Annotated in this window: 12 protein-coding genes and 1 pseudogene; 5 read left to right on the top strand and 8 right to left on the bottom strand. The window is 65.2% G+C overall.

Features of this window, described 5'->3' with window-relative positions:
• Positions 1–2 precede the first annotated feature (2 nt).
• Entirely contained in the window at positions 3–836 is an 834-nt protein-coding gene (gene dapF / locus KB221_01820) for a diaminopimelate epimerase (GenBank protein WIY70847.1), read from the top strand.
• A gap of 48 nt (positions 837–884) precedes the next feature.
• Positions 885–3,167 carry an NADP-dependent malic enzyme gene (locus KB221_01815; protein ID WIY69772.1) on the top strand — a complete coding sequence of 761 codons (2,283 nt, stop codon included), beginning with the start codon at positions 885–887 and terminating at the stop codon, positions 3,165–3,167.
• Between the two features lie 4 nt (positions 3,168–3,171).
• Here KB221_01815 and KB221_01810 read toward each other — a convergent pair whose 3' ends face one another.
• The 3 genes and pseudogenes from KB221_01810 to KB221_01800 all read right to left on the bottom strand — a co-directional run bounded on the left by KB221_01810 (position 3,172) and on the right by KB221_01800 (position 7,125).
• Positions 3,172–4,530, bottom strand: coding sequence for an MFS transporter (locus KB221_01810; GenBank protein ID WIY69771.1), 1,359 nt, complete (start codon positions 4,528–4,530; stop codon positions 3,172–3,174).
• 34 nt (positions 4,531–4,564) lie between these two features.
• Complete coding sequence (locus KB221_01805) at positions 4,565–6,088, bottom strand: response regulator (protein WIY69770.1); 1,524 nt, start codon at positions 6,086–6,088, stop codon at positions 4,565–4,567.
• Positions 6,089–6,168: 80 nt separating this feature from the next.
• Positions 6,169–7,125 (bottom strand): annotated as a pseudogene (locus KB221_01800) (ATP-binding protein).
• Positions 7,126–7,162: 37 nt separating this feature from the next.
• Between KB221_01800 and KB221_01795 the strand changes: the two are divergent.
• Positions 7,163–8,824, top strand: a complete 1,662-nt coding sequence (locus tag KB221_01795) for a recombinase family protein (protein WIY69769.1) — start codon at positions 7,163–7,165, stop codon at positions 8,822–8,824.
• A gap of 54 nt (positions 8,825–8,878) precedes the next feature.
• Here KB221_01795 and KB221_01790 read toward each other — a convergent pair whose 3' ends face one another.
• The 3 genes from KB221_01790 to KB221_01780 form a co-directional block, all read right to left on the bottom strand.
• Positions 8,879–9,343 (bottom strand): hypothetical protein, encoded by a 465-nt coding sequence (locus KB221_01790; GenBank protein WIY69768.1) that lies wholly within the window; start codon positions 9,341–9,343, stop codon positions 8,879–8,881.
• Between the two features lie 158 nt (positions 9,344–9,501).
• Positions 9,502–9,684 (bottom strand): hypothetical protein, encoded by a 183-nt coding sequence (locus KB221_01785; GenBank protein ID WIY69767.1) that lies wholly within the window; start codon positions 9,682–9,684, stop codon positions 9,502–9,504.
• Positions 9,681–10,577, bottom strand: a complete 897-nt coding sequence (locus tag KB221_01780; protein ID WIY69766.1) for an endonuclease/exonuclease/phosphatase family protein — start codon at positions 10,575–10,577, stop codon at positions 9,681–9,683. The genes KB221_01785 and KB221_01780 overlap by 4 nt, the downstream gene beginning before the upstream one ends.
• A 174-nt stretch (positions 10,578–10,751) precedes the next feature.
• Between KB221_01780 and KB221_01775 the strand changes: the two genes are divergently transcribed.
• A complete protein-coding gene (locus KB221_01775; protein ID WIY69765.1) occupies positions 10,752–11,300 on the top strand; it encodes a GNAT family N-acetyltransferase in 549 nt (182 codons plus the stop codon).
• A gap of 149 nt (positions 11,301–11,449) precedes the next feature.
• Positions 11,450–11,653, top strand: a complete 204-nt coding sequence (locus KB221_01770; GenBank protein WIY69764.1) for a hypothetical protein — start codon at positions 11,450–11,452, stop codon at positions 11,651–11,653.
• 314 nt (positions 11,654–11,967) lie between these two features.
• On the opposite strand, the gene KB221_01765 is transcribed toward KB221_01770, so the two are convergent.
• Together KB221_01765 and KB221_01760 are read right to left on the bottom strand one after the other, a co-directional pair.
• Complete coding sequence (locus tag KB221_01765) at positions 11,968–12,204, bottom strand: hypothetical protein (GenBank protein ID WIY69763.1); 237 nt, start codon at positions 12,202–12,204, stop codon at positions 11,968–11,970.
• 171 nt (positions 12,205–12,375) lie between these two features.
• Entirely contained in the window at positions 12,376–12,681 is a 306-nt protein-coding gene (locus KB221_01760) for a hypothetical protein (protein WIY69762.1), read from the bottom strand.
• Positions 12,682–13,642: the final 961 nt, after the last annotated feature.

Below are 13,642 nucleotides of genomic sequence, written 5' to 3'. Positions count from 1 at the left end.
TGATGACCCGCCCCTTCGTCAAGATGAACGGTGCCGGCAACGACTTCGTCGTCGTCAATGCGCTGGAGACGCCGTTCGCGCCGACGGCTGACCAGGCGCGCGCCATCGCCGACCGGAAGACGGGCGAAGGCTGCGACCAGCTCATCGCGCTCGAGCCGTCGACGAACGCCGATGCCTTCATGCGGGTCTGGAACGCCGACGGCGGCGTGGTCGAGACCTGCGGCAACGCCCTGCGCTGCATCGGCTGGATGCTGCTGCAGTCGACCGGCAAGGCGGAGGTGACGATCGACACCCTGGGCGGTCCGACCACCGCGCGCCGCGCCGCTGATGGCCGGATCACCGTCGACATGGGCGCGCCGCGTCTGGACTGGGAACAGATCCCGCTGGACGAGGCGATGGACACCCGGGGCATCGAACTTCAGGTCGGCCCCATCGACGCCCCGGTCCTGCACACGCCCGGCGCGGTTTCGATGGGCAATCCGCATGTGGTCTTCTTCATGGACCAGACGCCCGACGACGCCTTCGTGCGCGGGACGGGGTCGCTGATCGAACACCACCCGCGCTTCCCGGAAGGCGTCAACGTGGGCTTCGCTCACGTCCTCGCGCCTGATCACATCCGTCTGCGCGTCTGGGAGCGCGGGGCCGGCCTGACCCGCGCCTGCGGTACGGGCGCCTGCGCCGCCCTGGTCGCCGCTTCCCGCCGCGGCCTGACCGGACGCGCCGCGACCATCGAGGTCGATGGCGGCACCCTGCGGATCGAATGGGACGAGGCCACCGACCACGTCTTCATGACGGGGCCGGTCGAGGTCGAACGAACGGGGACGCTGGCGATCTGACGCTGCGTCAACGGTTGTCCCCGCCCGTCCCGCGGCTTAGGAACGGGCATGGCCGATCTCACAGACAAACAGACCTTCTCCGACGAAGACGCGCTGGAGTTTCACCGCAGTCCGACGCCGGGCAAGATTTCCATGGCGCCGACCAAGCCCATGGCGACCCAGCGCGACCTGTCGCTGGCCTATTCGCCGGGCGTCGCCATCCCGGTGCTGGCGATCGCCGCCGATGCGGACAAGGCCTACGACTATACGTCCAAGGGCAATCTGGTCGCCGTCATCTCCAACGGCACGGCCATCCTCGGCCTCGGCAACCTCGGCCACATGGCGTCCAAGCCGGTGATGGAGGGCAAGTCCGTCCTGTTCAAACGGTTCGCCGACGTCGACAGCTTCGACGTCGAGGTCAAGGCCACCGATCCGGACGAGTTCATCACCGTCGTCAAGAACATCGGCGACACCTGGGGCGGCATCAATCTGGAGGACATCAAGTCCCCGGAATGTTTCGTCATCGAGAGCGAGCTGCAGGACCTGCTCGACATCCCCGTCTTCCATGACGACCAGCACGGCACGGCGATCATCTCGACCGCCGGCCTGATCAACGCCTGCCACATCACCGGCAAGAAGCTGGAGGACATCAAGGTCGTGCTCGCCGGCGCCGGTGCCGCGGGACTGTCGTCGATCGGCCTGATGAAGGCGGTCGGGGTCCGCGCCGAGAACACCGTCATCGTCGATCGCGACGGCGTGGTCTACAAGGGCCGGCCCACCGGGATGGACCAGTGGAAGGCCGCCCACGCCACCGACACGCCGCACCGGACCCTCGCCGAAGCCATGGTCGGCGCCGATGTGGTTCTGGGCCTGTCGGCCAAGGGTGCGATCACCAAGGACATGGTGGCCTCCATGGCTCCCAATCCGATCATCTTCGCCATGGCCAATCCGGATCCGGAGATCACGCCCGAGGACGTGGCCTCGGTGCGCTCGGACGCCATCATGGCCACGGGCCGGTCCGACTACGTCAACCAGGTCAACAACGTCCTCGGCTTCCCCTACATCTTCCGCGGCGCGCTGGACGTGCGCGCGCGGCGGGTCAATCACGAGATGAAGGTGGCCTGCGCCCAGGCCCTGGCCGCCCTCGCCCGCGAGGATGTGCCCGACGAGGTCGCCATGGCCTATCGCGGACGCAAGCTGAAATTCGGCCCTGACTACATCATCCCCTCGCCGTTCGACCCGCGGCTGATCTGGTACATCCCGCCCTTCGTCGCCCAGGCGGCGATGGACTCGGATGTGGCACGCAAGCCGATCGAGGACATGGACGCCTACCGGACCGAGCTCCGCTCGCGGCTCGATCCGTCCGCCGCCCTGATGCAGAACATCTCCGGTGCCGTGCGCGCCGCCCCGAACAAGCGGGTGGTGTTCGCCGAGGGCGAGGAGACCGCCGTCATCCGCGCCGCCTGGGGCTTCAAACAGGCCGAACTGGGCACGCCCATCCTGCTGGGCCGCGAGGAACTGATCCGCAAGAACGCCGCCGAGGCCGGGCTCGATTTCGACGCCATGGGCATGGAGATCGTCAACGCCCGGGTCAGTGAGCACAATGTCGAATACACCGACTGGCTCTACGCCCGCCTGCAGCGCCGCGGCTATCTGCGTCGCGACGTCCAGCGGATGATCAACCAGGACCGCAACTATTTCGGCGCGACCATGGTCGCCCGCGGCCAGGCCGACGCCATGGTCACCGGCGTAACCCGCAATTTCAACATGGTGCTGAAAGAGGTCCGTCGCGTCCTCGACGTCAAGAACCGCATGATCGGCATGTCGATCCTGCTGGCCAAGGGCCGCACGCTGTTCGTCGCCGACACCTCGATCCACGAACTGCCCAATGCCGAGGAACTGGCCGAGATCGCCATCCAGGCGGCCGAGACGGTCCGCAAGCTGGGCAAGACCCCGCGCGTCGCCTTCCTCAGCTATTCGACCTTCGGCAACCCTCCGGGCGACCGGGGCGAGAAGGTGCGCGAGGCCATCCGGATCCTCGACCAGCGCGGCGTCGATTTCGAATATGAGGGCGAGATGCCGCCCGAACTGGCGCTCGATCCCGACGCCCGGGGCGCCTATCCCTTCATGCGCCTGACCGGCCACGCCAATGTTCTGGTCATGCCGGCCATCCACTCAGCCTCGATCTCGACCCGTCTGGTCCAGTCGCTGGGCGGGGCGCGGGTGATCGGCCCCCTGCTCGTCGGGCTGGAGAAGTCCGTCCAGATCGTCAGCCTCGGCGCCTCGGTCAGCGAGATCATCACGGCCGCGACGTTCGCGGCCTATGACGAAGGGGCGGCGGCGGAGGGCTGAAGGGTCAGGTCGACCCGACCGCTTCTTTCAGCCTGCGGTTCCGGCGATCCAGCAGCCAGCAAAGGAAGACGGCCGGAATACCGATGGCCGCTGTCCCCGCGAAGAACATCGCGTAGGCGACCATCAACTCGTGCCCTTGCTGAAGGCCGTCGACAACGACCCCCGAGAAGCCTTTGAGGAACTTCCCGAGCAGGGCGTAGAAGGAGCTGAGCAGGGCATACTGGGTGGCCGTGTAGCCAATCCCGGTGAGGCTGGACATGTAGGCCACGAGCGCCGCCCCGGCCAAACCCTCGCTGAAATTCTCGACGAACAGGACGCCGGCGAACATCGGCGTCGAGAGGCCGACCATGGCCATCAGGGTGTAGCCCAGGTTCGACATGGGGCCGATCAGGGCGCCCAGAAGGAGGGTCCGGCCGAAACCGAGGCGAAGGGCGCAGATCCCGCCGGCCGCAATCCCGGTGATCGAGCCCGCCAGACCAAAGCTCAGGCGCATGGCCCCGATCGCCTCCTTGGTCAGACCCAGGTCGAGATAGAACGGCCCCACCATCGGTCCCATGACGAAGTCCGGCAGGCGGTAGAGGCTGATCGCCGCCAGCATCAGCAGGGCGGCGGTCTTGTGCGTCTTCAGGAATTGGATGAACGGGCCGACGACGGCGTCGTACATGCCGCGCAGGGTCCACGGTGCCGCGCCGCCCGTGGCCCGGGCTATGGCCATCCGGTCCAGCGGCTCCTTGGCGAACAGGGTAGCGATGATGGCGATCGACATGGCCGCGCCCCAGATGAAGTAGGCGCCGTTCCAGCCGAACCAGGTCGCGAAGAACAGGATCAGCGCGTTGCCGGCCAGCATCGCGAACCGGTAGCCCAGTTGGTAGGCCGAGGTCAGCAGCCCGAGGTCCTCGTCGTTCTCGGCGGTCTCGATCCGCCAGGCGTCCACGACGATGTCCTGGGTCGCAGAGGCGAAGGCGGTGACCAGGGCGGCGGCACCGAGGGCGGTCAGCCCGCCCTCCGGACCGACGATCGCCATTGCAATCAGGGCCGCGCCGACCAGGAACTGGGACAGCAGCATCCAGCCGCGCCGCCGGCCGAACCGGCCAAGGATCGGAACGTCGAACCGGTCAACGACCGGGGCCCAGACGAATTTGAAGGAATAGGCGAGGCCGACCCACGAGATGAAGCCGATGGCCGACAGGGTGACATCGCCCTCCCCCAGCCAGAGGCTGAGCGTCGCACCCGTCAGCAGGAAGGGCAGGCCCGAGCCAAAGCCCAGCAGCAGGGTGATCAGGACGCGGCCCCGGCCCAGCGCCTTGATCACGTCCTTCGTGCTCGCCTTGGGCGGCGCGGCCTCCGTGGAGCTGTCGGTCATCTCTGGCGTCCCTCGAAGCGACGCCCCCGCGTCCCTATCCGGCGGAGACCTTGGCGCGGTCCGTGCGGTTCGTCCAGCGGGCGAGTGCGGCGCGCAGGGAATCGAGCTCGAGCGGCTTGACCAGATGGTCATCCATGCCGGCCTCGAGACAGGCCTTGCGGTCCTCAGCGAAGGCGTTGGCGGTCAGGGCGACGATGGGGGTGCGGTCGCCGGCGGCGCGGATGGCGCGGGCCGCGCTGGGCCCGTCCATGCCGGGCATCCGCATGTCCATGAAGACCAGATCGTAGCGGGCGCGCTTCATCGCATCGACCGCCTCATGGCCGCTGGCGGCGGTCTCGACGGCGCAGCCCTCGCGGCGCAGCAGGGTCGCGGCCAGCAGGGCGCCGACCGGATTGTCCTCGACCAGCAGGACCCGCGTGCCGGAGAAGCGCGTCGGGGCGACACGGTCATCCTCGGCCGGCGGCGAGGGTGCCAGGCCGGGCTGGTGCGCCTGACCGGTGCCCGACGCGGCCAGCACGCGCTCGGCCAGGGAGGCGCGGCGCAGGGGCTTGATCAGATAGCCGTGGAAACCGGCACCGCGATAGCGGGCGATCAGATCACGCTCGGCGGGCTTCAGCAGGACAATGGCGCGACCGTCGGCGGGCCGTCGGACGAGGCCGTGATCCGTCTCGCGCGCGGCATGGTCGATCAGGACGATGCCGGCGTCCTCGCGCACCGTCCCGCCCGAGGCGACGATCTGGGCCGTGGCGGCGGCGCGGACGAAGGGGTCGGGGCTGACCACCGCAACGGCATGACCTGTCAGGGCGGTGCCGCGCTCGGGGACTCCGGTCGCCGCCTCGAAGACCGCCTCGAAGCGGAAGCGGGCACCCGGCCCGTCCGGCCGGTCGCCGACGCTCACCGCACCCTGCATGGCGGCGGCCAGTTTCGAAACCACGGCCAGACCCAGGCCAGCGCCGCCGAAGCGACTGGCGTCCGAGGCGTCGACGTGACCGAACTCCTCGAAGATCCGCGCCCGCGCCTCGGCCGGAACACCGGGCCCGGTGTCGTCGATGATGAAGGCGAGCCGCGGGGCCTTGTCAGCGCCGCCGATGCGCTCGACCGCGATGCGGACACCGCCGGACTCGGTGAATTTGACGGCATTGCCCGCGAGGTTGAACAGCACCTGCCGCACGCGGCCCTCGTCGCCCATGATGTCGACGGCGCCGGGCGCCACCGACCAGGCGATCTCGAGCCCCTTTTCATGGGCGCGCGGGCTGAGCAGTTCGGCGACGCCGCGCACCAGCGCCTCCACGTCGACCGGAGCGTGGTCGAACTCCAGCTTGCCGGCCTCGAGCCGGGCATAGTCGAGCAGATCGTTGACCAGACCCAGCAGGTGCTCCGCCGATGATCGCGCCGCCTCGGCATAGGCGCGCTGGGCGCCGTCCAGCCGGGTCCGCGACAACAGGCCCAGCATGCCGATGACGCCGTTGAGGGGCGTGCGCATCTCATGGCTCATCAGGCGCAGGAACTGCTGTTCCGGTGCCTCCGTTGCCACATCTGACTTCGCCCGCCGCGCCATGCCGCTCTCCTCGAGCCGTATCCTGCGGGGCAATCCCTTAAGACCGGCTCAATCGGCCCGGTTAAGAGGCCGGGCGGGACTCAGAAGGCGCGTGTCTCCCGCCTCACGCCCGCCTGCCGCTCAAAATCGCCCTGGGCTCCGACCGTGGAGCGGCGATAGACCAGGGCCTCCGCGATATGGCGGCGAAGCACCCCGTCGCAGCCGTCCAGATCCGCGATGGTGCGGGCCAGTCGCAGCGTCCGGGTCCAGCCCCGCGCTGTGAGACCGCCGGCCTGCCCCGCGCGCATCAGCAGGGCGCGACCCGCGTCATCCGGCGTGGCGAACCGGTCCAGGGTCTCGCCCGAAGCGCGGGCGTTGACAGCCTGGTCGCGAGCAGTGTCGGGGTCGATCCCGGCGGCCCGCAGCCGCTCCTCCTGCATGGCGCGGGCGGCGAATACCCGCGCCGAGGCCTCGGCCGTGCCCTCGGCGGGCGGCGGCAGGGCCATGTCGGCGGCGGTGACCGGCGGCGTCTCGACCGTCAGATCGATGCGGTCGAACATCGGGCCGGAGATGCGGTTCTGATAGTCGCGCTGGCAGCGCGGGGCCTTGCCGCAGGCCCCCTTGCCGCCCCCGCCGAGACCGCAGCGGCACGGGTTCATGGCGGCAATCAGCTGGAACCGCGCCGGATATCGGACATGGGCATTGGCCCGCGCCACCACGATCTCGCCCGTCTCAAGCGGCGCGCGCAGGGAATCCAGCGCCTGGGCGCTGTATTCGGGCAGTTCGTCGAGGAAGAGCACGCCGTTATGCGCCAGCGAGGCCTCGCCGGGCTTGGCCCGTAGCCCGCCGCCAGTCAGGGCGGCCATGGAGGCCGAATGGTGGGGACTGCGGAACGGCCGGTCGCGGGTCAGGGCGCCACGCTCGATCAGCCCGGCCACCGACCAGACCATGGAGGTCTCCAGCAGTTCCTTCGGCGTCAGCGGCGGCAGCAGGCCCGGCAGCCGCGCCGCCATCATCGACTTGCCCGAGCCTTGTGGGCCGACGAAGAGCAGGTTATTTGTTTAACATCCCGAATTTCTCAGCTAGGCGATTGGCATGTTGGCCATTGCTTACGCTCGCTGGAGTTCACTGGAACAGGGAAAGGGATCGACACTGGAGCGGCAGCTCCAAGTGGTCGAGCGATACTGTTCGCAGCACGGGCTAGAAATCCTCGAACGAGTCACTGACGAAGGCTCCAGCGCCTATGCAGGCACCAACGTCCAGACCGGAAACTTGGGTGACGTGATCCGGCGGGTGGAGGCTGGAAGGCTTCCCCGGGACATCACCATCGTCGTCGAGCAGCTGGATCGGATCAGCCGGCTTCCACCAGCCAAGGTGATCGCTTGGATTCAGCGAGTGACCGACCTCGGCGTCTCGATTGCCACGGCAAACGACGGGTACGTCATCACGGCGGAAAGCATCAGCACTAACCTGATGGGCTTCATGGGATTGGTGTTCAACTCGTTCCGGGCTCACGAGGAAAGCCGGCACAAGAGCGAGCGTCTTTCCGCCAGCTGGAAGATCAAAAGGGATCGTCTTGGACAGGGTGACAGCCGCCCGATCACCGGCGTCTGTCCGGCATGGCTGCGGCTTGATCCGGACAAGACTGGATTCGAACTGATCCCCGATCGAGCAGCGATCGTGCATGAGATTTTCCAGCGCTCCGCCGACGGAGAAGGAAAGCGATTGATCACCGGCGACCTGAACCGACGGGGTGTCGAACCGTGGGGCAGAGGCAAGAGCCAAGCGACCGCATGGCATTCCAGTTATGTCCAGAAGATCCTGACCAACCCAGCCGTCATCGGCGAGTTTCAACCGCACACCAAGCCCCGCGGATCGACCCGTCGAGTTCCTCTCGGCGAACCGATCTCGGGCTACTTTCCACCGGTGGTTTCCGAAAAACTTTGGGCGACGGTTCAAGGCAAGCGCAAGCCGAGCCGAGGCAATGACGGGCAACGGGGGCAGGTCAGAAACCTCCTCAGCGGCCTATGTCGATGCGGGTCTTGCGGCGGACCGATGGCATTTCAGCTGAAGTCCCACGAAGGGACCAGAATGCGCCGAGGCGTCCCTACGCCTCAGCGACAGGCCAGTTACCTAAGCTGTGCGCTGCGTGTTCGCGGCGGCAACTGCGATCACTCCACCCACTATCGGTATGAGCCTATCGAGAGCGGCATACTGGACGCCTTCCTGCGATCAGCGCTGTCTGACCGGTTCTTCGAAAACTCGGTCGGGACGGCAAGCCTCGTCGATGCTGAGTACCGAGCGCTCAGGGAGCTGGAGAATGCGAAAGCTCGTGCCAAGCGGATGCTCGACCTGTTCGAAGAGACTGGCGACCAGGAGGCCCGCCAGCGGTGGCTGGGAGCCCGCACCGAAATCGCTTCTGCCGAAGCTGCAACAGAAGGGTTGAGGGTTCGTCTCGAACACGCTCGGGGCTCCGTCAGCCCTGACAAGCACATCGATCGTGTCGCAGCCGTTCATCATTTGCTGGATGGGCCGCCGTCGGATGAACGACGGGACGCTAGAGCGAAAACGGCCAGCAGCCTTCGAGAGCTCATCGATCACATCGAGTTTGCAGGCACCCTGTACGTGGCGATCCGAGGGGCGCCGTCGGTGGTCCAGATGGACCTAAATGGTGAAATCGTGGGCGACATCACCATCCCCGACTTGCCGCCGGATGAGGCGCATGCGGCTGGGAAGCGCATACTGTCGGAGAGGTGATCTGGAAAGCATCAGCCAGGCATCCGGAGAGACACCTGGCTGACCTTCAAAGCGCTATTTGGACTTGGAGGCATTCTTCGGCGTGAACCGCGTTTGAAGTTCGGCGGCGGCCGTCGCCAGCGCCGCATCAAACGATCCCGTAAGGGCCTCCTGCCTCAGTGGCGGGAGGATTTGGCGGAGGTCGCCGAGCGACTTGCACACGATCGTGTCGTTCGTGCCCTTCAGCTTCAGACGCATCGCACCGTACCGGATGGCGAAGTGAACCTTGCCGTCGTCGTCGATCGTCCACCACGGGGAGACCGAGCGGCTCTCCTGCGTGGTGACGACCTCGTTGGTGCCCTGCACAATCTGTTTGCGCATCTTCGTCTTTGTGTGCGCCTCGCCCTGCTCGATAGCGTCGATCAGTTTGATCTGATCCAGCAGACCCGCCGCCAGTTTGCGCCGGCGAACCTGCACCGGGTCGTAGCTCGCCCGACGTTCGCCGCCAGCCGTCAGTTCAAGTTTGTCCAGAACACTCATGTGGGCCTCCTTCAGTTGATGAAGGCCCCTTCCGGTCAGATCGGCTGAAGGACAACGCGAAGGTTCGATCACCCATATGATCTCTTCCGAGCCATAGGCGACCTTCGGCCCGCAGCCCTTCCGGACCCTACCGGCGTCGAGCCAATCCGCTCGGGTTCTCAGGTAAGAGCGGCGATCACAACGACGGCCAGCGTGGCGACTACGACCACCAGCGCCCCGGTCAACACCAACTCTTTGAGATCGACCCCCGGTGCCCATTCCTCACGCGGCTTGCCATCGTTCCGGGACCACGCGGATCGCAGTCCCACCCATCCGCTAAGCAGGTGGTGGAGCGTGCTCATCGAAGGCTCAAGCGCGCCGACACCGCGCAGTGGTCGCTCAGGGCATCGCCGGCGAACGTCTTCTCTTCGAAGCCAACAAGATCAGCGGCGGCTCGGCGATCAAGCACGATCATGTCGATGAAGTCGCGGTAGCGGGGATTACACCGAGCGGACTGTTCACCGGAGGCAAGGGCAAGGTCGGCGTTCGGTGGTGATGCATCGTCCCAATCCGACCACACGGCATCATCCGGCATCGCTAGACGACGGTTAAAGTCGCCCATGACGGCGAACCGCGTCCCTTCGACCGCACGCTCGTCGATCCAGCGCTCCATGACCGGAACCTGCTCGAAAAGGACGGGGCAAGCTTCGTTTCGGTCGCCGGAGCTGCAGCCAGATTTGAGATGGACCGATAGAACCCGGATCGGCTCACCTCCTCGCGGGCGCACGACGAGATCGACCCCAGAGCGAAGATCGGGGTTGCCGACTTGGAGATCGGTGAAGTCGGGCTGTCGCTCGAACGGAATGCCGTTGCGTATCGCAAACCCAGTCCGCTGGGCGTTGATCGTCAGCCCCTCGCGACCTCCGCAGGGACCCCGGCGATTTGTGCCAACCCGATCTTCGATCACCACCGTGTATCTCGCCGGATCAAACACTCGTTCGGCTGCGACTTTTGACTCGACTTCTTGGAAGGCGATCACGTCCGCATCCAGCTCAGCCACATAGGCGCGCATAGCTGCGTAGTCGGCCTCAGTGCGTGGACGACACCCCGAGCCATCGGCCTCGGCGAGATGCTCAACGTTCCAGGCCGCAAGCTTGATGGCCGCCCCGGACGATGGCTCGTCTCTGGGTGCGAGCGTGCCGGTACAGGCTCCCGCGAAGAGGGCGAGACCGGCGAGAAGGGCGGTAGTGTTCATGAGCCCAGTAGAGCACGCGGCCCGGGCGGTTCAAAATCGGCTCGGGCGTTTCCGGCCTTGCGCGGGGCCCCAGACCGAGCCGTTCGGCTGCAGTCCAAGGTCCGCTTTCGGCAACGGCTCGAATGGCCGCTCCCGACCCATTGCGGACATCGGACCATCGAGTAGGCTCCCGCCATGCAGTCTCTGGCAACAACGCGTCTGCACCTGGTCCCGCTGTCCATTAGCGATGCACCCGCAATCCAGCGCACATTTCCGAAGTGGGAGATCGTCCGCTGGATGGACGGTGCAGTGCCATGGCCCTACCCCGAGGACGGAGCCGAAGGCTACCTGCGGCACGTTGCGCTCCCCGCTATTGAAGCCGGGAATGGCTGGCACTGGAGTCTAAGGCCACGAGAACAGCCTGATCTCTTGATCGGGGTCGTAAGCTTGAGGGATCACCCTGACGACAACAGGGGATTTTGGCTTGCTCCAGAATGGCAACAACGCGGGCTCATGACTGAAGCGAGCGATGCAGTGACCGACTTCTGGTTCGAGGTTCTTGGACGGGAAATTCTCCGAGTTCCCAAAGCCGTCGATAATCCGTCATCGCGTCGAATTTCGGAGAAGCGTGGAATGCGCGTGATCGCCCGCTTCCCCAAGCAACTGGTCTCAGGCGTTCACGATGTGGAGCTATGGGAGATCAGCCGCGACGTGTGGAGGGAGCAGCGCAAGGCTGCGACTTAGTTTTACGGTGCCCCCTGGCCGACCGTCAAAGTGTCCGCGTCCGGGCGGGGCAGCGAGTGTCCGCCATCGGGCGTGAGGCTGATGATCGGACCCGACCCATTGCGGACATTTCGGCTGGCGGTAAGCTACTCTGCCATCGGGAGCACTTCATGAGCCGAGACGCGAAGAACTCGATACTGCTGTGGGCAGGAATGCTGGCCTTCTTCGGCCTGTTCTGGGCGTCCGTTCATTTCGACATCGGTGCCGACATCCCAGACGGCTGGCTCACGCCGCTGCTTGGGGTCGCCATTGGTGTGAACGTGTTGAAGTTCGTCTGGGATTATTGGCGCAAGCGCAAAGGGGCCGTCCGCTAACCGCCCTCAAGCGACGGTCGGCTTCCGACCCATAGCGGACGTTGGCGCGAGCCGTTGCGGTTTGGCTACCACGGTGCATAGCTAGCCGAATGTCTCACCGTCATGCGTTTCGTTGGATACAAGTCTTAGTCGCAGGCGGCCTCGTCGCCTCGTGCGCCGCGCGCCCTTATGATTATCGCGACTGGCAGGCACCGCCGGCTGTCGACCCTTTTTTGGTCGATCAGCGTGTCGAGGGCGGGCGAGATGGTCGGATGAATGTGATGGGCGAAATTGTGATGTTCGAGAGCGAGTGCGGAACAATCACAGTGCGCCGCCTACAGGGTCCCCCCGTCCAGTTCGACGAACCAGCCCTTACGCACCGTGGTCGTATCGAGGTCTATGAACGAACCAGCGACCGCCCCGATTGCGATGGGGCTGTCGGCGACGATGTCGCATTGGTCGCGGTTGATATCGGGATCCCGCCTGAGTTCGGACAGGCTGCCTTTACGAACGCCAGTGTTCGGCCAGTCGCCGGGGATCGCGTTCTGATGCGATGGTTCGCCAACATTCATGTGCCAGACGATCGGGCCGCTTTACCTCTCAATCACCCGGGGCGGCGTCCAGGCGGGCGTTGGTAGACCGCTGAAGTGTGCCGAGAGCAGAAATCAAACGCTCGTCCGAAAGTCCGCTTTCCCCCAGAGCCGACCGTCCGCTAACGACCCAAAGCGGACGTTGGCTACACATCAATCAAAGCGTTCACCCAGGGTGTGGGTGCGGAAGTCGAGAGCGCACCGGCTGCAATAATCCGGGTCGGGGGAGTGGTGAGAAGAACTGCGCCGCTCCCGACCTTTCCTGTCAGTTCGGACGCGGCCAGACGTCGGCAATCCGCACCTCGGGCACTTCAAGAGCACCGGTCCCGCCAAGGCGTAGCTGAACAGGAAAATTCCGGCGGCGATCCAACTGAATTGCGTGAGGTAGACTGCACCGAAAAACGCGATCCAGCCGCCCCAGCCATACGCGGCGCCGATGGTCTTGATCGAGGGCATCAACGGGTTCTCAGCAGCGATACCCCACCGATAGCACCCTCGTGTCCGCTCCACACCCTGAGGTCACCGTCGGCTCTCGACCCATTGCGGACCTCCTCAGGCGCGACTTAGGTTGGCGGCTATGGCTACGGTCGAGCAACAGCCCAAGTTTTACTATCGCGCCTTGCCAGTCGCGTTGCGGCAGGCGGGTCTGCTGATCATGATTGCGCTGCTTCCGGTCGCAATGAATGGGCCCTCAACGTTCTTCCGCTATCTCCATCAGCCACCAGGATCATATATTGTGTATGCGGTGGGGGCCGTTCTCGTCGGGATCGCCCTATCCCGTATTCCAATGGTGGTTAGAGCATTGGGGCGTATCCCGGCAGTGGAGTTGCGGGGCGGCACCCTGCTAGTCCGTGGTTGGGAGGACCGGCGATTCACGCTGTCGTCTCAACGGCCGGTGCGTTTTCGGCTGGATGAGAGTCGAGGAAGGATTGTCATCGAAGCACACGGACAAGCATCTGCTCAAATCGATATGCGAGATTTAGACGGGCCCACGTCTCTGGTTCGGTTTCTGGAGAGATGGGTTGGTCAGCAGCAGACGGTCACAGATATTCGACCCGAGTGACCTTTGAGGCTCGTCCGCTTTCCACCCTCAGGCGATGGTCCGCTCCCGACCCAAAGCGGACGTTGCCGTTCCTCGAAAGGTCATGCCCAACGTGCCGACTATTGTCTCAAATGGGGTATATCGTTTGGCGAGTCCGCGCGAGAGAGGAATAGACTAATGGTTGGTTGGTGGCGGCCTTGTTTGATAGTGCTTGGCGTTCTGGCAGGTTGCGCCCGCGTCAATCCACCTAGTGACCTCAACAGCGTATTTATATCAAATCTGAAGGTGGGTACCGTCTGCTCGCCGAAGAGTGATCGCGAAATCTGTGAGGAAACTAGCTATATCACTATAAGCGGTAATCAACTCTGCATCTACGAT

The sequence above is a fragment of the Aquidulcibacter paucihalophilus genome, assembly GCA_030285985.1.
Classification (GTDB): domain Bacteria; phylum Pseudomonadota; class Alphaproteobacteria; order Caulobacterales; family Caulobacteraceae; genus Brevundimonas.
This window is presented reverse-complemented; position numbering and strand designations above follow the sequence as displayed.

What these genes read in the sequence shown, in the direction of transcription:
- KB221_01815 (WIY69772.1), top strand. Translation starts at nt 885, where the DNA reads ATGGCCGATCTCACAGACAAACAGACCTTCTCCGACGAAGACGCGCTG.
- KB221_01770 (WIY69764.1), top strand. Translation starts at nt 11,450, where the DNA reads ATGAGCCGAGACGCGAAGAACTCGATACTGCTGTGGGCAGGAATGCTG.
- KB221_01780 (WIY69766.1), bottom strand. Translation starts at nt 10,577, where the DNA reads ATGAACACTACCGCCCTTCTCGCCGGTCTCGCCCTCTTCGCGGGAGCC.
- KB221_01805 (WIY69770.1), bottom strand. Translation starts at nt 6,088, where the DNA reads ATGGCGCGGCGGGCGAAGTCAGATGTGGCAACGGAGGCACCGGAACAG.
- KB221_01810 (WIY69771.1), bottom strand. Translation starts at nt 4,530, where the DNA reads ATGACCGACAGCTCCACGGAGGCCGCGCCGCCCAAGGCGAGCACGAAG.
- KB221_01785 (WIY69767.1), bottom strand. Translation starts at nt 9,684, where the DNA reads ATGAGCACGCTCCACCACCTGCTTAGCGGATGGGTGGGACTGCGATCC.
- KB221_01775 (WIY69765.1), top strand. Translation starts at nt 10,752, where the DNA reads ATGCAGTCTCTGGCAACAACGCGTCTGCACCTGGTCCCGCTGTCCATT.
- KB221_01765 (WIY69763.1), bottom strand. Translation starts at nt 12,204, where the DNA reads ATGAATGTTGGCGAACCATCGCATCAGAACGCGATCCCCGGCGACTGG.
- KB221_01795 (WIY69769.1), top strand. Translation starts at nt 7,163, where the DNA reads ATGTTGGCCATTGCTTACGCTCGCTGGAGTTCACTGGAACAGGGAAAG.
- dapF (WIY70847.1), top strand. Translation starts at nt 3, where the DNA reads ATGACCCGCCCCTTCGTCAAGATGAACGGTGCCGGCAACGACTTCGTC.
- KB221_01790 (WIY69768.1), bottom strand. Translation starts at nt 9,343, where the DNA reads ATGAGTGTTCTGGACAAACTTGAACTGACGGCTGGCGGCGAACGTCGG.